This is a genomic window from Microbacterium limosum, assembly GCF_036324365.1.
In the GTDB taxonomy this organism is placed as follows: domain Bacteria; phylum Actinomycetota; class Actinomycetes; order Actinomycetales; family Microbacteriaceae; genus Microbacterium; species Microbacterium limosum.
On the sequence record NZ_CP137080.1, the window covers coordinates 1,538,862 to 1,557,292 of the forward strand.

The 18,431-nt window shown below is 71.0% G+C and carries 21 protein-coding genes, 2 tRNA genes, 1 other RNA gene and 1 pseudogene; 8 read left to right on the forward strand and 17 right to left on the reverse strand.

Annotation, left to right across the window (positions count from 1 at the left end):
- On the reverse strand, positions 1 to 819 hold the full coding sequence (gene otsB, locus RYJ27_RS07475; protein ID WP_330169711.1) for a trehalose-phosphatase: 819 nt from the start codon (positions 817 to 819) through the stop codon (positions 1 to 3).
- Positions 816 to 2,252, reverse strand: a complete 1,437-nt coding sequence (locus tag RYJ27_RS07480; RefSeq protein WP_330169712.1) for an alpha,alpha-trehalose-phosphate synthase (UDP-forming) — start codon at positions 2,250 to 2,252, stop codon at positions 816 to 818. Before RYJ27_RS07480 ends, otsB begins: the two co-directional genes overlap by 4 nt.
- 161 nt (positions 2,253 to 2,413) lie before the next feature.
- Between RYJ27_RS07480 and RYJ27_RS07485 the strand changes: the two genes are divergently transcribed.
- Together RYJ27_RS07485 and RYJ27_RS07490 are read left to right on the forward strand one after the other, a co-directional pair.
- Positions 2,414 to 2,671: a hypothetical protein gene (locus RYJ27_RS07485; protein ID WP_330169713.1), complete on the forward strand. Its 258-nt coding sequence runs from the start codon at positions 2,414 to 2,416 to the stop codon at positions 2,669 to 2,671.
- 115 nt (positions 2,672 to 2,786) lie between these two features.
- Complete coding sequence (locus tag RYJ27_RS07490) at positions 2,787 to 3,836, forward strand: zinc-dependent alcohol dehydrogenase family protein (protein WP_330169714.1); 1,050 nt, start codon at positions 2,787 to 2,789, stop codon at positions 3,834 to 3,836.
- Positions 3,837 to 3,872: 36 nt separating this feature from the next.
- On the opposite strand, the pseudogene RYJ27_RS07495 reads toward RYJ27_RS07490, so the two are convergent.
- A pseudogene (locus tag RYJ27_RS07495) lies at positions 3,873 to 4,667 on the reverse strand (nitroreductase family protein).
- An 18-nt stretch (positions 4,668 to 4,685) separates the two neighbouring features.
- On the opposite strand from RYJ27_RS07495, the gene RYJ27_RS07500 reads away from it, so the two are divergent.
- On the forward strand, positions 4,686 to 4,886 hold the full coding sequence (locus RYJ27_RS07500; protein ID WP_330169715.1) for a hypothetical protein: 201 nt from the start codon (positions 4,686 to 4,688) through the stop codon (positions 4,884 to 4,886).
- Between the two features lie 282 nt (positions 4,887 to 5,168).
- Here RYJ27_RS07500 and RYJ27_RS07505 read toward each other — a convergent pair.
- Positions 5,169 to 5,241: transfer RNA gene (locus RYJ27_RS07505), tRNA-Lys, on the reverse strand.
- Between the two features lie 92 nt (positions 5,242 to 5,333).
- Between RYJ27_RS07505 and RYJ27_RS07510 the strand changes: the two genes are divergently transcribed.
- Positions 5,334 to 6,164 (forward strand): inositol monophosphatase family protein, encoded by an 831-nt coding sequence (locus RYJ27_RS07510; protein ID WP_422732823.1) that lies wholly within the window; start codon positions 5,334 to 5,336, stop codon positions 6,162 to 6,164.
- Between the two features lie 5 nt (positions 6,165 to 6,169).
- Positions 6,170 to 6,745, forward strand: coding sequence for a hypothetical protein (locus RYJ27_RS07515; protein ID WP_330169716.1), 576 nt, complete (start codon positions 6,170 to 6,172; stop codon positions 6,743 to 6,745).
- Between the two features lie 13 nt (positions 6,746 to 6,758).
- On the opposite strand, the gene RYJ27_RS07520 is transcribed toward RYJ27_RS07515, so the two are convergent.
- Both RYJ27_RS07520 and ssrA read right to left on the reverse strand, forming a co-directional pair.
- Positions 6,759 to 6,989, reverse strand: a complete 231-nt coding sequence (locus tag RYJ27_RS07520; protein ID WP_330169717.1) for a hypothetical protein — start codon at positions 6,987 to 6,989, stop codon at positions 6,759 to 6,761.
- Positions 6,990 to 7,203: 214 nt separating this feature from the next.
- Positions 7,204 to 7,573, reverse strand: a transfer-messenger RNA (tmRNA) gene (ssrA, locus tag RYJ27_RS07525).
- Positions 7,574 to 7,736: 163 nt separating this feature from the next.
- Between ssrA and RYJ27_RS07530 the strand changes: the two genes are divergently transcribed.
- A complete protein-coding gene (locus tag RYJ27_RS07530; RefSeq protein WP_330169718.1) occupies positions 7,737 to 8,405 on the forward strand; it encodes an SIMPL domain-containing protein in 669 nt (222 codons plus the stop codon).
- 95 nt (positions 8,406 to 8,500) lie between these two features.
- Here RYJ27_RS07530 and smpB read toward each other — a convergent pair whose 3' ends face one another.
- The 4 genes from smpB to prfB all read right to left on the reverse strand — a co-directional run bounded on the left by smpB (position 8,501) and on the right by prfB (position 12,363).
- Positions 8,501 to 8,977, reverse strand: a complete 477-nt coding sequence (gene smpB / locus RYJ27_RS07535; RefSeq protein ID WP_330169719.1) for an SsrA-binding protein SmpB — start codon at positions 8,975 to 8,977, stop codon at positions 8,501 to 8,503.
- Between the two features lie 69 nt (positions 8,978 to 9,046).
- Complete coding sequence (gene ftsX / locus RYJ27_RS07540; RefSeq protein ID WP_330169720.1) at positions 9,047 to 9,961, reverse strand: permease-like cell division protein FtsX; 915 nt, start codon at positions 9,959 to 9,961, stop codon at positions 9,047 to 9,049.
- Complete coding sequence (gene ftsE, locus RYJ27_RS07545; RefSeq protein ID WP_330169721.1) at positions 9,958 to 11,187, reverse strand: cell division ATP-binding protein FtsE; 1,230 nt, start codon at positions 11,185 to 11,187, stop codon at positions 9,958 to 9,960. Before ftsE ends, ftsX begins: the two co-directional genes overlap by 4 nt.
- 66 nt (positions 11,188 to 11,253) lie before the next feature.
- Positions 11,254 to 12,363 (reverse strand): peptide chain release factor 2, encoded by a 1,110-nt coding sequence (gene prfB / locus RYJ27_RS07550; protein WP_330169722.1) that lies wholly within the window; start codon positions 12,361 to 12,363, stop codon positions 11,254 to 11,256.
- 103 nt (positions 12,364 to 12,466) lie between these two features.
- On the opposite strand from prfB, the gene RYJ27_RS07555 reads away from it, so the two are divergent.
- Positions 12,467 to 13,717, forward strand: a complete 1,251-nt coding sequence (locus RYJ27_RS07555; protein ID WP_330172016.1) for an MFS transporter — start codon at positions 12,467 to 12,469, stop codon at positions 13,715 to 13,717.
- Positions 13,718 to 13,736: 19 nt separating this feature from the next.
- Here RYJ27_RS07555 and RYJ27_RS07560 read toward each other — a convergent pair whose 3' ends face one another.
- The 7 genes from RYJ27_RS07560 to RYJ27_RS07590 form a co-directional block, all read right to left on the reverse strand.
- Positions 13,737 to 14,117: a pilus assembly protein TadG-related protein gene (locus RYJ27_RS07560; RefSeq protein ID WP_330169723.1), complete on the reverse strand. Its 381-nt coding sequence runs from the start codon at positions 14,115 to 14,117 to the stop codon at positions 13,737 to 13,739.
- 62 nt (positions 14,118 to 14,179) lie between these two features.
- The gene (locus tag RYJ27_RS07565; RefSeq protein WP_330169724.1) at positions 14,180 to 14,635 is read right to left on the reverse strand and encodes a TadE family protein; all 456 of its coding nucleotides are present in this window, start codon (positions 14,633 to 14,635) and stop codon (positions 14,180 to 14,182) included.
- The gene (locus RYJ27_RS07570; RefSeq protein WP_330169725.1) at positions 14,610 to 15,014 is read right to left on the reverse strand and encodes a TadE/TadG family type IV pilus assembly protein; all 405 of its coding nucleotides are present in this window, start codon (positions 15,012 to 15,014) and stop codon (positions 14,610 to 14,612) included. Before RYJ27_RS07570 ends, RYJ27_RS07565 begins: the two co-directional genes overlap by 26 nt.
- An 8-nt stretch (positions 15,015 to 15,022) precedes the next feature.
- A complete protein-coding gene (locus RYJ27_RS07575) occupies positions 15,023 to 15,247 on the reverse strand; it encodes a hypothetical protein (RefSeq protein WP_330169726.1) in 225 nt (74 codons plus the stop codon).
- 40 nt (positions 15,248 to 15,287) lie between these two features.
- Positions 15,288 to 16,238 carry a type II secretion system F family protein gene (locus tag RYJ27_RS07580; protein ID WP_330169727.1) on the reverse strand — a complete coding sequence of 317 codons (951 nt, stop codon included), beginning with the start codon at positions 16,236 to 16,238 and terminating at the stop codon, positions 15,288 to 15,290.
- Positions 16,235 to 17,089, reverse strand: a complete 855-nt coding sequence (locus RYJ27_RS07585; protein WP_330169728.1) for a type II secretion system F family protein — start codon at positions 17,087 to 17,089, stop codon at positions 16,235 to 16,237. Before RYJ27_RS07585 ends, RYJ27_RS07580 begins: the two co-directional genes overlap by 4 nt.
- Complete coding sequence (locus RYJ27_RS07590; protein ID WP_330169729.1) at positions 17,086 to 18,231, reverse strand: TadA family conjugal transfer-associated ATPase; 1,146 nt, start codon at positions 18,229 to 18,231, stop codon at positions 17,086 to 17,088. The genes RYJ27_RS07585 and RYJ27_RS07590 overlap by 4 nt, the downstream gene beginning before the upstream one ends.
- 98 nt (positions 18,232 to 18,329) lie before the next feature.
- Here RYJ27_RS07590 and RYJ27_RS07595 point away from each other — a divergent pair.
- A tRNA-Leu gene (locus tag RYJ27_RS07595) sits at positions 18,330 to 18,411 on the forward strand.
- Positions 18,412 to 18,431: the final 20 nt, after the last annotated feature.

Below are 18,431 nucleotides of genomic sequence, written 5' to 3' on the forward strand. Positions count from 1 at the left end.
CTATTCCTGCGCCGCGGAGCGCATTCGCGCCAGCTGCGACAAGACCTGGGCGAGTTCTGTGGGGGATGCCACACGTACGGCCGCCGCGGTCTCCCCCGCGCCGACCTTGATCCCGAGGTCGTTATCCCGCAGGCTGCGCAGCGCGTCCTCGTCGGTGACGTCATCACCCGCGAACAGCACCGCGGTGGCCGCCAGCTGCTCCCGCAGGGCCGCGACCGCGGCATCCTTGCCCTCGTGCCGCCACGCGAACTCGAGGATGTCGCGTCCCGTGCGCCGGCGCCATGCGGGTGCGCGCTCCGCGACGATCGTGTCGACGGCGCTCGTCGCGCGATCGGTGTCTGCCGCGTTCGCCAGCCGGGTGTGCAGGCCGAAACCGAACTCCTTGCGCTCGATCCACGCGCCATCGAGCGCCTCGACGGCGGCCTCTACGGCCGCCAGCACCTCGTCCGCCACGTCGGGCCGGTCTTCGTCCACCGGCGAGACGCTCGCATCGTCGCGGACGGAGGACCCGCGCGGGTGCCAGAACTCGGCGCCGTGCGATCCCGCGAGGTGGAAGGGGGAATCGTCGTCGTGCTCCGCGATCACCCTCAGGTCGCGGAGGGTACGGCCCGAGACGAAGGCGACGTCGGTACCCGGTGCGGCGGCGAGGGAGCGCACGGCCTCGGCCGCCTCGGGCAGCGCCCGCACGCTCATCGGCTCGTCGCTCAGGTGGGAGAGCGTTCCGTCGAAGTCGAGGGCGACGAGCAGGTGCGGTGTCGTCGCTACCCGCGCCAGCAGCGCTCGAGCCTCGGGCGATCCGGCGGGTGCGGCGGCGCTCACGCGTGCGCCGCGCTCTCGGTGCGTCCCCGGGCCTGCTCCAGGGCCGCGAGGAACGAACGCGACCACGCATCGACGTCGTGCTCGAACACGCGACGTCGGAGCGCGCGCATGCGCCGGCCCTGCTCGGCGCCGGGCATGTCGATCGCCCGCAGGATCGTGTCCTTCATGCCCACGATGTCGTGAGGGTTGATCAGAAGGGCGCTGCCGAGCTCGTCGGCCGCGCCGGCGAACTCGCTCAGCACGAGCGCCCCCCGGTTGTCGATCCGGGAGGCGACGTACTCCTTCGCCACGAGGTTCATGCCATCCCGCAGGGCGGTCACGAGCATGACGTCGGCGGCGAGGAAGAGCGCGACCATCTCCTCCCGCGGATACCCGTGATGGAGGTACCGGATGACGGTGTGTCCCGTGGTGTCGTAGGTTCCGTTGATGCGCCCTACGGTGAGCTCGATCTCGTCCCGCAGCTGGGCGTACGCCTCGACGCGCTCGCGGCTGGGACTCGCGACCTGCACGAGCGTCACGTCGGATGCCTCGATCCGCCCGTCCTCCAGCAGCTCGCCGAACGCCTTCAGCCGGTGGCGAATGCCCTTCGTGTAGTCCAGGCGGTCGACGCCGAGAAGGATCTTGCGCGGGTTGCCGAGGCCCTCGCGGATCTCCCGGGCGCGTGCCTGCACCTTCGGGTCCCGGGCGAGCGCGGCGTACGACTCCGCATCGATCGAGATCGGGAACGCCTTGGCCAGCGCGGTGCGTGTCGTGCCATCGGGCTGCGGGACGGTGATGCCCGACGCCTTCGTGTCGTAGCGCAGCTGACGTCGCACCGCCCGGGCGAAGTTACCGGCATCCGCCACCCGCTGGAAGCCGATGACGTCGGCACCCAGCAAACCCTCGAGCACCTGACGCCGCCAGGGCAGCTGCGAGTACAGGCCGTATGCAGGGAACGGAATGTGATGGAAGTACCCGATCGTCAGGTCGGGCCGCAGCTCGCGCAGCATCATGGGAACGAGCTGCAGCTGGTAGTCCTGCACCCACACTGTCGCGCCGTCGGCGGCGACGGCTGCGGCCGCCTCCGCGAAGCGACGGTTGACGCGCACATAGGCATCCCACCACTGGCGGCGGTAGCGGGGCGCGGCGATCACGTCGTGGTAGAGCGGCCAGATCGTGTCGTTGGAGAAGCCCTCGTAGTAGAGCTCGACGTCTTCTTCCGTCAGCGTGATGGGCACGAGGTGCGTACCGTCGAACTCGAAGGGCTCGACGTCCAGGTCAGGTTTTCCCGGCCAGCCCACCCACGCCCCGTCTGCGCGACGCATCATCGGCTCGAGCGCCGTGACGAGGCCTCCGGGCGAGCGCTTCCACTCGCCATCGTCACCGCGGTCCACGGGGAGGCGGTTCGCGACGACGACCAGATCGGCGAGGTCGGGGGTCTGAGCGGAGGTCACGGGTTGCCTCTTTCCGGGGATGGGCGGGATGTCGTGAGCCTCCAGGGTATCGGGCCGCTCCCCCGCATTCCCGGGCTTGCGAGCGGGAGCGAAGCATGCCAGAGACTGCCCGAGGGCGCCACCGTGGGGCCGCGTGCTGCGTTGCAGGTAGCGTTGCCGTCATGCGCAAGTACGTGTTCGGCACCGGCATCATCTCGGCCGTCACCGGCGGCATCACCCTGCTGCGGTCGGCGCGCGCGGGCACCTTCACCTGGCGGACGGCCCTTGCGTGGCTCAGCTGGGGCATCAGTCTGGCGCTCGCGATCGGATCGATCGTCGACACCAGGCGCGCGACCCGTGGTCGCCCCATACCCGACGATTCCCCCGTTCACGGCAAGGAGAAGAAGCTTCTCCGCGGCCGCGTGCAGGGTGAGCGCTGACGCAACGCCCCGCTTTCACCGGGTCAGTAGGGGGCCTCGCGCTCGCCTTCCCCCACGCCCGCGATCATCGCGGAAGAGGCAGCCTGAATGCCGGCACCGCGGTATCGTGGACGAGATGCGAGCGACGACGATTCATGCTGCCGGCGATATCCGACTCGAACAGGTGCCCGACCCCGTGCTCAGCACGGGACGCGACGCGATCGTCAGGGTCGTCGCCGCCTGCGTCTGCGGCTCGGACCTCTGGAGCTATCGCGGCGTGCGCGTGCCCAAGGCCGGCTCGCGCACCGGCCACGAATTCGTCGGGGTCGTGGAGTCGGTCGGCGACGACGTCGAGCGCGTCTCGGTCGGCGACTTCGTCATCGCGCCCTTCTACGACTGCGACATGACGTGCGTGAACTGCGCGAACGGCGTCTCGACCTCCTGCCTCGAGCTCTCATGGTGGGGTTCGCGCGACCACTTCGGCGGGTTCGCCGACGGCGGACAGGGCGAGTTCGTCCGCGTCCCCCACGCCGATGGCACGCTGGTGAAGACCCCTGAGTATCCGTCGGAAGACCTCATCCCGCACCTGCTGACGCTGTCGGACGTCTTCGGCACCGGTCACCATGCCGCGCTCTCGGGCGGGGTCGGCCCCGGCACCACGGTCGTCGTGATCGGCGACGGAGCCGTCGGGCTCTGCGCGGTGCTCGCCTCGAAAAGGCTCGGCGCAGAGCGCATCGTGCTGATGTCCCGGCACGAATCCCGCCAGGCGCTCGGGCGTGAATTCGGCGCGACCGAGGTCGTCGCCGAACGGGGCGAGGCGGGGGTGGACGCGGCGAAGGCGTTGTTCGACGGGATCGGACCCGACGCCGTTCTCGAGTGCGTCGGGACGAGCGCGAGCATGGAACAGGCCGTCGCGACCGTCCGGCCAGGCGGCACCGTCGGCTTCGTCGGTGTTCCCGCCGAGGGCAACTCCGTCCCCGTGCAGTCGCTCTTCGGGGCCAACGTCGCCCTGCGCGGTGGCGTGGCGCCCGTCCGCAACTACATCGAGGAACTGCTGCCGGATGTCTGGGGCGGGGTCGTTCAGCCGGGTCGTGTCTTCGACCTCACCCTACCCCTGGCCGATGTCGCCGAAGCCTACGCCGCGATGGACGAGCGCCGAGCGATCAAGGTGCTGCTGCAGCCCTGACGCCACGGCATCCGCTCGCCCGGCGTTCGGTCGATATCAGTCGTCCCACCCGTTCTGGGGGGGGGTCGCGCACATGTCGCGGAAGACGTACTGCGACGGGAGCTTGCGCTCGTGACTCGACCAGTCGATCGGAGGCCGCCGGGCGTTCGGGGGCAGGTAGCCGAGGCGGTACACGGCCATCAGGTCGAGCGTGTCCGGCACCTCGAGCAGCCGCTCGATGCGCTCCCAGTTGCCCGGGACCTCCATAGGAAACGACACGAACTGGATTCCCATTCCGAGCTCGACGGTGGCGAGCCAGACGTTCTCCATCGCCGCACCCATGCTGAATATCGAGTAGAAGGACGACAGCTCGCCCGTGCGGTTCTCGGCCCGATCGAGCAGCACCGCCATGAGCAGGGATGATCCCGCGACGAGCCTCCGGTTTTCCTCCCCCCAGGGTCTGCGGGACCCGCAACGCATTCATCATCTTCTGGCCCCGGCGAGTGAACACCTGGCTCGTGAACGGCCGGAGGGGCGCGGGAAGGCGGTCGAAGAGCATCCCGTCGCGACGCCGCTGCATCTCGGCGGCGCTGAATCGGAAGTACCTCTTGTACCTCTCGAAGAAGTCCCGTTCGACATCGCCGTCGTCATGCTCTCGCCGCTGATCGCAGCGATCGCGTCGATGCTCCCGCGCTGCTCGATGAGCACGAATCGCCATGGTTGGCTGTTCAGCTGCGAGGGCGCACGCCCGGCGACCTCCATGAGCAGGCGCTGATGCTCCGCCGACACCGGATCCGGCAGGAACGGGCCGCTCGTCGTCTTCCGGCGACGCACCACATCGAGGAATTCCATTCCTACCTCCGAGAAGCGATGATCGCTCCGACGAAGAGCGGCGCCGCCGCCAGGGCGGTCGCGCTGTGGCGCCAGGTGCGTGTGCCGACGAACGGGATGAGGGCCAGCACGGCCAGCGCCGCGGACAGCGGGGCGACGAGTCAGGGACGGCGGGCGACACCCGCCGTGGCCGCGGTCACGCTCGTGAGGGCGGCCGTCGCCGCGAACAGGGCATGGTGAACCCAGCGGATCTCGTGCGTGTCTATCAGCCGCGTCGCGACGCTCGTTCCGAGCGCGCAGTTCGCGATATAGCCGATGGATGCCGCGGCCAGCCATGCGCGAACACCCAGCGGGTCGGCTCGGGTCGGTTTCCGGGTGATCGCCAGGGGTTCGGGATTCTACCCGTCGGACATCTCGGGAATCAGCTCGCCCGTCGCGTTCACATGTCGCCCGATCCGGGTCGGAGAACGATGGAAGGCCCGGCCACTGATTCTGCTCAGTGATCCCGGGCCTTCCTTTTCGTGCACCCCCAGGGACTTGAACCCTGAACCCACTGATTAAGAGTCAGTTGCTCTGCCGATTGAGCTAGAGGTGCGAGTGGTGCGCCGCGCGCACCGAGGATCAACGTTATCACCCGCGACCGGCTCGCCGCCAATCGGGACGACCACCCGCGGGTATCCTGGGCGGGTGACCCTCCCCGCTTCCCCGACGGGCGCGCTGACGCCCCCTCGCGCCGACGACCTCGCGCTCGCGCTGCGCATGGCGGATGCCGCGGACGCGGTCTCCATGGCTCGGTTCGACGCCGACGACCTCACGGTCGAGACGAAGCCCGACGCGTCTCCCGTCACCGAGGCCGACCTCGCCACCGAGCGAGCGATCCGCGACATCCTCGCGGCAGAGCGTCCGCACGACGGCGTGTTCGGCGAGGAATTCGGCCGACAGGGCGACCAGGCGCGGCAGTGGATCATCGACCCCATCGACGGCACCGCCAACTACCTGCGCGGCATCCCGATGTGGGGCACGCTGATCTGCCTCGCGGTGGAGGGCCGCCCCGTCGTCGGCGTCGTGAGCGTGCCGGGCATCTCCCGCCGATGGTGGGCCGCCGAGGGTCTGGGTGCCTGGACCGTCGATGCGGGCGGCTCCCCCGCTCGCCTGCGCGTCTCGGGGATCGACCGTATCGAGGACGCGAGCGTGAGCTTCCAGAGCATTCGACAGTGGGATGACGCGGGCCACCTGCCCGCCCTCGTCGCGCTGTCGCGCCGCGTCTGGCGCGACCGCGGCTACGGCGACGTGTGGCCGTACATGCTCCTCGCGGAGGGCCGGCTCGAGTTCGTCGCGGAGTTCGACGTGAAGGAGTACGACATCGCCGCGGTCGTGCCGATCGTTACCGAGGCGGGCGGCCGATTCACGTCGTTCGAGGGCGACGAGACGCTGTCGGCGCGCTCCTCGCTCGCCACCAACGGGGTGCTGCACGAAAGCTTCCTCGCCTTCCTCCATTCCGACCACGTCCCCGTATGAGCCTCATGCCCCGTCGTCCCCTCCTGCCCGCGGTCGCCTTGGTCGGCTCCGTCCTGATCCTGGCCGGGTGCGCGGGCGAGCAGGCACCCTCGCTAGAGTCCGGTTCTCCTCCGACCCCGACGGCGCCGGTCGAGACGACGACCCCCACCCCGGAACCCGCGCCGACGGTCGACCCGGCGAGCGTGACGTGCGAGAACCTCATCCCCGCGTCGGTCGTCGAGGCGTTCGGGGAGTCGGGGTGGACCTACCAGGAAGACGTCTTCCGCGTCGGTGCGCAGGAGATCGAAGACGGCATCTGGTGCACGTGGGGAGACGCCCAGAGCCCAGCCTCCGACAACGTGCAGATCTACGGGTGGACACCGCTCGAGCCCGGACTCGCCGCCGATGCGCAGGACGAGCTCGCCGACCAGGGTTGGGTGCGCGAGGATTCCACCGAGGGCGTGTACGTCACCGAGAATCCCGACACCCTCGTGTCGGCGGATGCCGAGGGCTACGGCATGACCTACCTCTTCGGCGACGGGTGGGTCACGGTGTCCCACGGCAAGTCGAGCCTGCTCGTCATCGAGCGCCCGGGAGTGTAGGCGCCGACCGCCCTCACCCGTCTCCGGCGGGCGTGGCCTTGAACCGTTCAACGGCGAGCGGAGAGGCGGGCCCGTCATAAAGATCCCCACGGCCGCCCGGGTCGTCCAGTACGACCGCACCGGCGGCCCGGATGTGCTGCGGCTGCAGGAGCGGCCCCTGTCGCCGCCCGGGGCCGACCAGGCCGTTATCGAGGTCGTCACAGCCGGGATCAATCACATCGACGCCTTCATCCGCGAAGGACACGAGACGCAGTGGGACGACCCTTTTCCCCGCGGCGCCGGCAGCGACGCTGTTCGGGATGACGATCCCGCGGCCCGCCCCTTCGCCTGTCGCGAACCGTCGGGGCGGGGCCGCGTCGACGACGTTTCGTGACAGGCGAGGAGGCGAAACGACGAAGGCCCGGTCCCCGCGAGCGTCACGCGCGCGGGAACCGGGCCCTGGTCGGTGCGAACCGCGGTCGTGGAGATGGGGGGAATCGAACCCCCGTCCATCGCTGTGTCTCTGGGGCTTCTCCGGGCGCAGTCTGTAAGAGCGTTCTGCTCGGCCCCGACCTTTGTCACAGACACCTAAGTCGACGGGCCCAGCCTGATAAGAGTCCCGCGCGACGCTCAGGCGTCGTCGCGCAGCAAGATCCCTAGATGACGCCAGGATCCGTGTCGGGATCACCCACGGTCTGACGGACTATCGGGCTCGCTTAAGCAGCGAGGGCGAAGTCAGTGCGCTTGGATTCGGCACTTATAGTTTTGCAGGGAGCGTTTACGAGATAACCCTGCATCCTCGGCCCGCTTCTCGCAGATTCGCAGGCGATGTCGAAACCGATCATCCCCGTGAACCTTCGTCGAAGGAACCGCTGTTCGCACGCTGTGGAGTTGTGTGCCGGGCGGATGCCGCCCGAGCCCTTCAGCATACAACGATAGCGAACGCCCGACCATTCCCGAGCCGCGAGGACGCGTCGTCCGCCCGGGTTTCGCCGGGCGTAGGCTCGGCCGCATGAGCGAGGTCATCATCACCGTCCGCGGCGAGCACGAGGCGCGTGTCTCCCCCGAGCGTGCAACGGCTCACCTGAGCGTGCGGTGCGACGGACCGGCCCGCGGCCCCGTCATCGAGAAGATCGCGGCGCTCACCGCGCCGCTGCGCGAGGAGCTCGACGCGCGTCGCGCCGACGGCGACGTGACGGAATGGTCGAGCCAGCGCGCAGCCGTCTGGTCGGAACGCCCGTGGAACGCCGAGGGCCGCCAGCTCACGCCCGTCTACCACGCATCCGTCGACCTCCAGGCGACGTTCGCCGACTTCGCGGCACTGTCGTGGTGGGTCTCCGCCGCGTCCGAACGGGAGGGCGTGCAGATCGGCGGCATCACATGGGAGCTGACCCCCGAGACGCGTCGCGCGGTCGAGGCGGATGCCGCGGCCCAGGCCGTGCGAGAGGCGCTCGCTCGCGCGACCGCGTATGCCGCCGCGATCGACCGCGGCTCCGTCACACCCCTCGAGATCGCCGATCAGGGGCTGCTCCTCACGAGGGGCGATCGACCGGAGCGCGCCGAGCCCCGCGCCCTGCGTGCGATGGCGACGTCCGCCGACGGCGGCGGACCTTCGGTGCAGTTCGAGCCGCAGCCGATCGTCGTGACCGCGAGCGTCGAGGGCCGGTTCTCGGCGCGCTGACGGGCCGCCGGCATGCGCTGACTCGTCACCGGCGCCTGGTCACGCGCGAACCTTCGGTCGCGCAGTCGTCAGGGTGAGGAGGGAGTCCGCGCCCGTCACTCCCCGAGGCGGTTGCGCGTGCGCATGGCGCGCTCGGCCTCGCGCTTGTCCTCGCGTTCGCGGATCGTCTGGCGCTTCTCGAACTCCCGCTTGCCCTTGGCGATGGCGATCTCGACCTTCGCGCGGCCGTCGGAGAAGTAGAGCTTCAGCGGCACGAGGGTGTATCCGCCCGCCGAGACGGCGTGGGAGAGCTTGATGATCTCCTCCTTGTGGAGGAGAAGCTTGCGCGTGCGCTTCGTCGCGTGGTTGGTCCAGTGGCCCTGCGAATACTCCGGGATGTGCACGGCGTCCAGGAAGGCCTCGCCGCCGTCGATGTATGCGTACCCGTCGGTGAGGTTCGCACGACCCTGCCGCAACGACTTGACCTCGGTGCCCGTGAGCACGAGGCCCGCCTCGTACGTCTTCTCGATCGCGTAGTCGTGGCGGGCACGACGATTGGTCGCGACGACCTTCTCCCCGCGTTCCTTCACCATGACGACCTCCGGCATCTGCGCCGCGCGGACGCACGGCAGCCTCTCAGTCTAGCGGTTGCGCACCTCGGGTCAGGCCCGGAGCCAACGCCGGATGGCGAAGCCGGCCGACAGTGCCGCGAGGAATACGCCGACGACGACCATCACCGGGATGACGACGAACAGCTCCTCCGCGCCCACCCACGTCGTGATGAACGCGACTCGCTCGCGGAGATATCCCTCCACCCCGAAGCGCAGCCCCGCCCAGACGGCGAGGGCGGCAAGACCCGAGCCGAGCAGCGCCGCCAGCACGCCCTCGAGGATGAACGGCGTCTGGATGAATCGGTTGGATGCCCCGACCAGCCGCATGATGCCGAGTTCTCGCCGGCGGGCGTACGCCGAAAGGCGGATGGTCGTCGCGATCAGCAGGACGGCCGCGATCAGCATGAGACCGGCGATGCCGACGGCGATGTACGTCGCCACCGTCAGGGCCTGGAACAGCGGATCCAGGTACTGCAGCTGATCGGCGACGTCCTCGACGCCCGCTGTGCCGCTGAACGCCTCGATGATCACGTCGGACTGCGTCTGGTCGACGAGGTTGATCCAGAACGTCTCGTTCATCTGCTCGGGCGCGATGACGCTCGCGTAGTCCTCGCCCATCTGCTCGATGAGGTTGGCGTAGGCCTCGTCGCGGGTCTCGAAGCGGTACTCCTGCACGAGCGGTCCCAGCGTGTCGGAGTCGAGGGACGCCTGCACCTGTGCGATCTGCTCGGGCGTGGCCGCGCCGTCGACGCACGTCGCGCTCACCGAGATCGGCGTGCACATGTAGACCGCGACCTGGGCCCGGTCGACCCAGAAGTCCTGCATCTTCGCGATCTGCATCTGCATGAGGATCGCGGCGCCGACGAACGTGAGCGACACGAAGGTCACGAGCACGACGGAGATGACCATCGAAGCGTTGCGCCGCAGGCCGCTGAACGCCTCGGCGAGTATCAGTTGCCACCTCACGACGTGGGACCCACCCTGTCGTCCTCGTCGCCTTCGCCGAGGCCCAGGCGGTCGGCGACGCCGACCTCGGGCAGCTCGGGCAGCTCGATCTCGATGGGTCCGGTCAGGTGCACGCGCGGCGCAGCTCCGGTGTCGTGGGGCGGCGGCGGCATGGGCGGCGAGGGCGCCTCCTCCTCGACATGGACGATGGGGTCGAAGGGCGGCGGGCTCACGGCGGCGGCGGCCTGACCCGCGACGGCCGAGAGCGCGGCGTTGGCAACGGCCAGCGCGTCCGCGTCGGGGATGGCCTCCCCCGCGGGGGCAGCATCCGCTCCGGCGAGGTGCTCGTCGCCGTCGGAGTGGGATGCCGCGTCGGCGCGGTTCTCGGAGGCCTGTGCCGCCGCGGGTTCCGGTTCGACGTCGGGGGCGAAGACGGGGACGTCGCCCGTCGGGAGCGCCGCGTCGCCCGCGGCGACGCGCTCCTGCAGCTCGAGAACGGCAGTGAGGGCGGCGATGGCGTCCGCGCCCTTCTCCTTGGCAGGGGCGAGGCTCGGCAGCTGCGATGTGTCGCCGTACCCTCCGTGCACCTCGTCGCGCACGATCTCACCGTGCGCGAGCTCGATGACGCGTCGGCGCATCTGGTCGACGAAGCCCGCCTCGTGGGTCGCCATGAGCACGGTCGTGCCGTTCGCGTTGATGCGGGCGAGGAGCTGCATGATGCCGATCGACGTGGCGGGGTCGAGGTTTCCCGTCGGTTCGTCGGCCAGGAGCACCTGCGGGCGGTTGACGAGCGCGCGCGCGATCGCGACGCGCTGCTGCTCGCCGCCCGAGAGCTCGTGCGGCATCCGCTTCTCCTTGCCCGCGAGCCCGACGAGCTCGAGCACCTCGGGCACCGCCTGCTGGATGAACCCGCGCGAGGCTCCCGTGACCTGGAGGGTGAACGCGACGTTCTGGAACACCGTCTTGGAGGTGAGGAGGCGGAAGTCCTGGAAGACCGCGCCGACGTGCCGGCGGAAGTACGGGACTTTGCGGTTGGAGAGCGTCGTGAGGTCGCGGCCCAGCACGACGACACTGCCCGTCGTGGGCATGTCCTCGCGGAGGATCAGGCGCAGGCACGTCGACTTGCCCGAGCCCGAGGGGCCGACGAGGAAGACGAACTCGCCGCGGGCGACTTCGAAGTCGACGCCCGAGAGACCCGGCTTCTGCGAGCCGCGGTAGGTCTTGGTGACGTGTTCGAACCTGATCATGGCCATCCGAGCCTAAGCGTGTCGCGGGGGATGCCCCTCAGCGACACCCGGCTGGCGGCATCCGGATCAGTCGTCGTCCTTGCGCTTGCGCCAGCGGATGCCCGCGGCGATGAAGCCGTCGAGGTCGCCGTCGAACACGACGGCGGGGTTGCCGACCTCGTGTCCCGTGCGCAGGTCCTTCACGAGCTGCTGGCCGTAGAGGAAGTACGAGCGCATCTGGTCGCCCCAGCTGGCCGTGATGACGCCCGCGAGCTCCTTCTTCTTCGCCGCCTCCTCCTCGCGCTTGAGCAGCAGGAGCCGGGTCTGCAGCACGCGCATGGCGGCGGCGCGGTTCTGGATCTGCGACTTCTCGTTCTGCATCGAGACCACGATTCCCGTGGGGAGGTGGGTCAGGCGCACGGCGGAGTCGGTCGTGTTGACCGACTGTCCGCCGGGGCCCGACGAGCGGAAGACGTCGACGCGGATGTCGCCCTCGGGGATGTCGACCTCGACGGCCTCCTCCATGACGGGGATCACCTCGACGGCGGCGAAGGACGTCTGGCGCTTGTCGGCCGAGCCGAATGGGCTGATGCGAGCCAGTCGGTGGGTGCCGGCCTCGACCGAGAGCGTTCCGTAGGCGTAGGGGGCATCGACCTCGAACGTGGCCGACTTGATGCCCGCGCCCTCGGCGTAGGAGGTGTCCATGACCTTGACGGGATACTTGTGGCGCTCGGCCCAGCGCAGATACATGCGCATGAGCATCTCGGCGAAGTCGGTCGCGTCGTCGCCGCCGGCGCCCGAGCGGATCGTCACGACGGCCGAGCGGGAGTCGTACTCGCCGTCGAGCAGGGTCTGCACCTCGAGCTGGCCGATCGCCTCGCCGAGGGCGGCGAGCTCGCGGCGCGCCTCGTCGGCTGACTCCTCGTCCTCCATCTCGCGAGCGAGCTCGACGAGCACCTCGAGGTCGTCGAGGCGACGCTCGATGGCGTCGACGCGCGCGAGGTCGGATTGGCTGTGGCTCAGCGCGCTCGTCACCTTCTGGGCGGCCTCGGGGTCGTCCCACAGGTCGGGAGCCCCCGCCTGCTCGCTCAGGCGAGCGATGTCGGCACGCAGGCCGTCGACGTCGACGACGGCGCGGATGTCGGAGAAGGTGGAGCGCAGCGCCTGGATGTCGGCGGACAGATCGAGTTCGAGCATGACAGTCCAGACTAACGTGGATACGGTGACCCGATCCCCCGTCTCCCCCGCCGACGCCGGCGACAGGGCTCGGATCGGGGCGGTCGTCGGCCGCCTCGCCCCCATGATCTACGGCCCCACGGTGCTCTTCGCGTTCGGCGAGGGGGCCGTGCTGCCGCTGCTGCCGGTGATGGCAGCTCGGCTGGGCGCCGACATCGCCGTCGCCGGCCTCGTCGCCTCGGCGCTCGTCGTCGGCCAGCTCGTGGGCAACATCCCCGCCGGCTGGGCAGTGGCGCGGTTCGGTGAGCGCGCGACGATGGCGGCGGCCGGAGTGGTGGCGCTCGCCGGCGTGGCGGGACTGCTCTGGGCGCCGAACATCGGCGTGCTCGCGGCATCCGTGCTCATCGTGGGTTTCTGCGCCGCGGCGTTCGGCCTCGCGCGCCACTCGTTCATGGCGACGCGGGTGCCGCTGGTGTTCCGCGCCCGCGCGCTATCGCTGCTGGGCGGAACGTTCCGGCTCGGGCTGTTCGCCGGCCCGTTCGCGGCGGCCGCCCTGCTGCTGCTCTTCGACGACGAGCGCGCCGCCGTCTGGTTCTTCGGCGTGTGTCTCATCGCGTGCGTGCTGCTCGTCCTGCTGGGTCCCGATCCGGAAGCGCAGCTCGCCGCGCGCAGCACAGCCACCCCGCCCGCCGGGCACTCCCGCTACTCCCGTCACGCCGATGGCGGCGAGGACTCGGGCGAGCCGGTCACGGGATCGATCCCCACGCAGTCGCGCGCCGGGGTGTTCCGCACCATGTGGGCGCATCGCGACGTGCTGGCGCGCCTGGGGCTCGCGGCGGCGTCGGTGTCGGCGGTGCGCTCGGCGCGCCAGCTGGTGCTGCCCCTGTGGGGCGTCTCGATCGGGCTGGACGCCGCGACGATCGCCCTCGTCGTCGGCATCTCGGGCGCGATCGACTTCGCCCTGTTCTACGCGAGCGGCCAGGTGATGGACCGCTTCGGCCGCCTGTGGGCCGCCCTCCCGGCGATGACGCTCATGGGCCTCGGCTTCCTGGCGCTGTCGGCCACGCACGATCTCGCCGACGCCGACGTCTGGTTCGCCGTCTTCGCGATGGTCGTGAGCGTCGGCAACGGGCTCTCCAGCGGCATCCTGCTCACCCTCGGGGCCGACACCGCGCCGCCCGCGAATCCGGCGCCCTACCTCGGGTCGTGGCGGACCCTGACGGATGCCGGGGGCGCCGCGACGCCGCTGCTCGTCTCCGGGGTGACGGCGGTGTGGTCGATCTCGGGCGCCGTCGCGCTCGTGGGGGTCATCGGGCTCGTCGGGGCCGTCGCGCTGACGCGCTTCATCCCGCGGTTCTCGCCGCGGCGCGGCTGAGGCCGCCGCACGGGCGCGGTCACCGCGCCGCGGTGCGGCTCGTCGCCGTGGACTCGAGCGCCACGCCGCCCGGGACGAACACGCTGAAGACCACCGGATGCCACGTGTCCGACACCGTCACGCGTGCCGACACGCCGTCCGGCGTCCACGCCCGCACGAGCCGCGCCGCGCGTCCGTGCGCGTCGACGATCGACGCCGCCTGCCCACGCACTCCCCCGTCGTGCAGCACCGCTCGGGGCACACCGTCCCAGAGCACGAGGTCGAACCCGTCCGCCGCCGCGAGGGCCGCGGCGTCCGCGATCGCGTCCACCCGCTTCTGGGCGAGGTAGAGGCTCGTGGCGTTCAGGCACACGAGCACGACGGCGATCGTGAGGAGGGCGTACCCGAGAGTCAGCAGCATGACCGAGCCCCCTTCGTCCCGCCTGCACGCGCGGACGCGCCCCGGTCGGTCTGAGCGACCCGTCACGAGGCACCCCAGAACCGAGAGACCTTCTGCATCGCCGTGGCCTCCACGGGCAGCGAGACGATGCGCTCCAGCCCGAAGACCGGAGGCACGAGCGGCAGCGCGACCCGCGTTCGCACGTCCACACGCACCGTCGCCCCCGCGGCGGGGCAGGGCGCGGCGGGCTCGCAGGAGATCGAGAGGACGACGGCGGAGGCATCCATTCCGTACTCCCTCGCGGTCGTCGCGAGCACCGCTCCCGCGCGGGCGTCGGCGGAGCGGATGCCGTCGGCCTGCGCGATCGCCCGGGCGACGTGCCGGGCGGCGGATTCGGCTCCGAGCGCATGCGCCTGCAGGGTTGCGGCGGCGAGCACCAAGTACACCAGCGGCACGAGCAGGAGAAGGCCCACGGCGATGAACTCCAGCGGCGCAGAGCCCGCGTCCGAGGAATCAGTCGAAGCTTTCGAGCGGCGCATGCGCCTGCACCTCCATGCCGGCAGCCGGGCCCAGCAACCCCACGAGCGGCAGGCGCGCCCGGACGGTCACCCGCACGGTCGGGTACCCGAGCTCGCCGCTGCGCTGCGCGCTCACCTCCTGCGCGAACGACTCGCCGACCGCCCGCCCGATCAGCTCGCGCGTGCGCTGCGCGCCCTCGGCGGGTGACGCATCCGCGAGCGCGCCGCGGTGCGCGCCCTCGACCGCCGCGTCGTGCACGACGTTGCGGACGTACACGGCCACGCCCAGCTGGATCACCCCGAGCGTCAGGAAGGTCAGCAGCAGCCCTACCAGGACGAACTCGACGGCCGCGGCCCCGGCATCCTCTGACGTGCGCGCGGAAGGCGGGGCGATGGCCATGAGCGCGGTCAGAACCCCGCCACGCGGGAGATGGCCTGTTCGAACAGGGCGCCGAGGGCGGGCCCCGCGAGCGCCCAGATCACGACGACGAGCCCCGCGGTCATCAGCGTTATCAGCACCCAGCCGGGCACGTCGCCGCGCTCTTCGGATGCCGCGGCACGCACCCGCGCCTCGAGCAGCCGCAGGGTGCGCGTCAGCCGCGACGGGCGGACGCGGGGAGCGGGTTCGGTCATGAGGGTTCCTTTCTGAACGGAGCGATCCGACCGGCGGGCATCAGCCGACGCCGAGCCTGAGCAGCACCACACCCGGAAAGACGGCGTAGATGACGGACAGGGGAAGGATGAGGAAGACGAGAGGGAAGAGCATGGCGATCTCCGCGCGGCCCGCCCGCTCGATCAGCGCACGCCGGAAGTCCTCGCGCGCGTCGTGCGCCTGCGCATGGAGCACCTCCGCCACCGGCGCGCCGCGCTCCAGCGCCGCCACGAGCTGGTCGGTAGCACGCGTCAGCGGGGGCAGCGACGCCCGTTCGGTCAGGGCCCGCAGCGCGGTGGTGAGCGAGGAGCCGGTGTCGACATCGAACACGACACGCCGAAGTTCAGCGCTGAGCTCACCGGAGCCGGATGCCGCGACGCGGCGCAGCGCATCGCGGAGACCCTCGCCCGCCGACAGCGACAGGCTCAGCAGCTCCAGCACCGTCGGCAGCTCCTCCCTCATGCGCTGACCGCGACGCCGCGCGGCGCGCTGAAGCTCGGCATCGCACAGGACGACGGCGATCATCGCGGTCACGGCGGGGAGCACGGCGAGCCCGGGGAATCCGCGTCCCATCAGCGCAAGCGCCACCCAGGCAGCGGCTCCCACGAGCAGCCCTGCCAGCCCCCATGCGAGGCGCCGCGCACGGAACTCCGACACGCTCCGCTCCCTGCCCGCCTGCCCGAGGCGCCGGGCGAGCACGGCGGGATCTCCCAACGCGGCGCCCCCGCGATCGGAGAGTGCCCGAAGCAGGCCGCGAAGCGTGGGAGGCGCGTCGCCGGGCCACCCGCCGGCGCTCTCCCACGGCGTCGTCCCGAGCGCATCGCCGATGTCACGGATGTAGCGGGCGACTCGTATCTGCAACGCGGGCGCACGCCAGCGCGGCACCGCCGCGACGATGCACCACAGGCCTGCGCCGAGCGCCGCTCCGAGCGGCAGCGCCCAGACCGCGGAAGTCGGGATGCCGAGGGTCACGCGAACCACCTCGCCTGCTCGGGCAGGCGGCCCAGCCGCAGCATGAGCCGGTACGCGACCACCGACACGGCCGCGCCGCCCAGCACGAGCAGGATCCCCTCGGGGCTCGAGTACGCGCGGGCCCCCTCGGGCCGGGAGGCCAGCAGGACGAGCACGACCCACGGTGCGATCACCCCCAGCGCGGCGGCGGCACGCACCCAGGACTGCCGGGCATCCACCTCGGCGCGCAGCGCGGCCTCCTCCCTCACCGACGACGCAAGGGCGCGCAACACCGTGCCGAGCTTCGTCCCGCCCACCTGTCGGGCCATCCGCAGCGTCTCGATGATCCGATCCGCGACCGGATCGGCGAGTGCCGTCTTGAGACGCACGAGGCTCGAGTCGCCGTTGCCCGAGGCCGCCATGTCGAGCGCGAAGCGGGCGAATGCGGGGCGGAGCACCTCCGGGCCTGTCGCCTGGAGCGCGGAGACGGCGTCGGTCACCGAAAGCCCGGCCCGCACGCCCGCGACGATGTGCTCGCAGACATCGGGCCACACGGCCCGTCGCCGGCGCCGCCGCGCCGCGCGCCGGGCGCGCAGCCACGCGTACGGCGCGACCGCCCCCGCGCACCCCGCCGTGACCGCGACGATCGCCACCCCCAGCACTGCGGCGGCGAGGACTCCCGCCAGCGCACCGACCGCCAGTGACGCGGCCACCAGCACCCGCACGCGCACATGCGCTAGCCCTGCCTCGTCCAGTAGGCGCCCGAGCCGCCCTCGACCGGCGTCGTGGCGATCCGACCGGCGGGGCCACAGCCACGGTGCTGTCACGAGGAGCGCACCGACAGCGAGCAGGCCGCCCCACACGGCCGTCATGCGACCACCTCGATGTCCGCCCGGCCGTCGCGGATCTCGCCCGTCGGGCGGACGATCTCGGTCACCCGCCGGGAGCCGCCCGGCAGCCGCGTGCAGTGCACGACCAGATCCAGTGCACGGGCGATCGCCGGGAGCGTGAAGGAGGCGTCGATGTTCCTGCCCGCCAGGAGCGGGAGCGCGGCGAGCTTGTCGATGGCGTCGGCCGCGGAGTTGGCATGGATCGACGCGAGACAGGGCAGGCCCGTGTTCAGGGCGAGGACGAGGTCGAGGGCCTCGGCATCCCGCACCTCGCCGACGACGAGCCGGTCCGGTCGCATCCGCAGCGCCTCCTTGATGAGCCGACGGAGCGTCACCTCGCCCGTTCCTTCGAGGTTCGCCACCCGTCCCTGCAGCGCGACGAGGTCGGGCGCGTCGACGGCCAGCTCGAACGTGTCCTCGACGGTGACGATGCGCCGGTGCGGCGCGCAGGCGGCCAGCAGGGCGCCGAGCAGGGTCGTCTTGCCCGCGTGCGTCGGCCCGGAGACGAGGATGCTGGCATCCGCCGCGACGGCGTGGTGAAGGATCTCGGCGTGCGCGGGGTCGAGCGATCCGAGAGCCACGAGCGCATCCAGGTCGCGCGATGCCGCGGGGAACTTCCGGATGTTCACCGCCCAGTGGCGACGCGTGATGTCGGGGATCACGACGTGCAGCCGCGAGCCGTCCGGCAGCGACGCATCCGCGAAGGGCTGGCTCAGGTCGACCCGTCGTCCGCTCGCGTGGAGCATCCGCTCGACGAGGTCGCGCACGCGCGCGTCATCCAGCCGGATCGGCAGCCTCTCGGCCACGCCGTCGCGCGCGGCGAAGACATCGCGCGGAGAGTTGATCCAGATCTCCTCTATACCCGGATCATCGAGGTAGCGCTGCAGCTCGCCGAATCCTCCGATACCCGCCAGCAGCTCCCGGACGAGCTCGTGCTCGTCCGCCACCGGCTCCCACCCCCGGGCATGCGCGATGTCGTTGTGACGACGCACCTCGGCCCGCGCGATCGCAGCGGCCGCTTCCGGCTCCTGTGCCGGATCGACCGACTCCCCCCGCAGCCGGTCCCGTGTGCGCTCCAGCAGCACGACCCCGGAGGGCGAGGCGAGCAGGGCACGAGCAGACACGAGGTCATCCTGCCCAAACCTCGGCCCGGGCCTCGCAAGTTATCCACAGCCGCCGAACCCGGACGGGGCGGGAGGCTCCCGTTAGAATGAGCGCACCCGCGGGAGTGGTGAAATTGGCAGACACGCAGGATTTAGGTTCCTGTGCCTCCGGGCGTGTGGGTTCAAGTCCCACCTTCCGCACGCGGCCGCCGACGATGGCA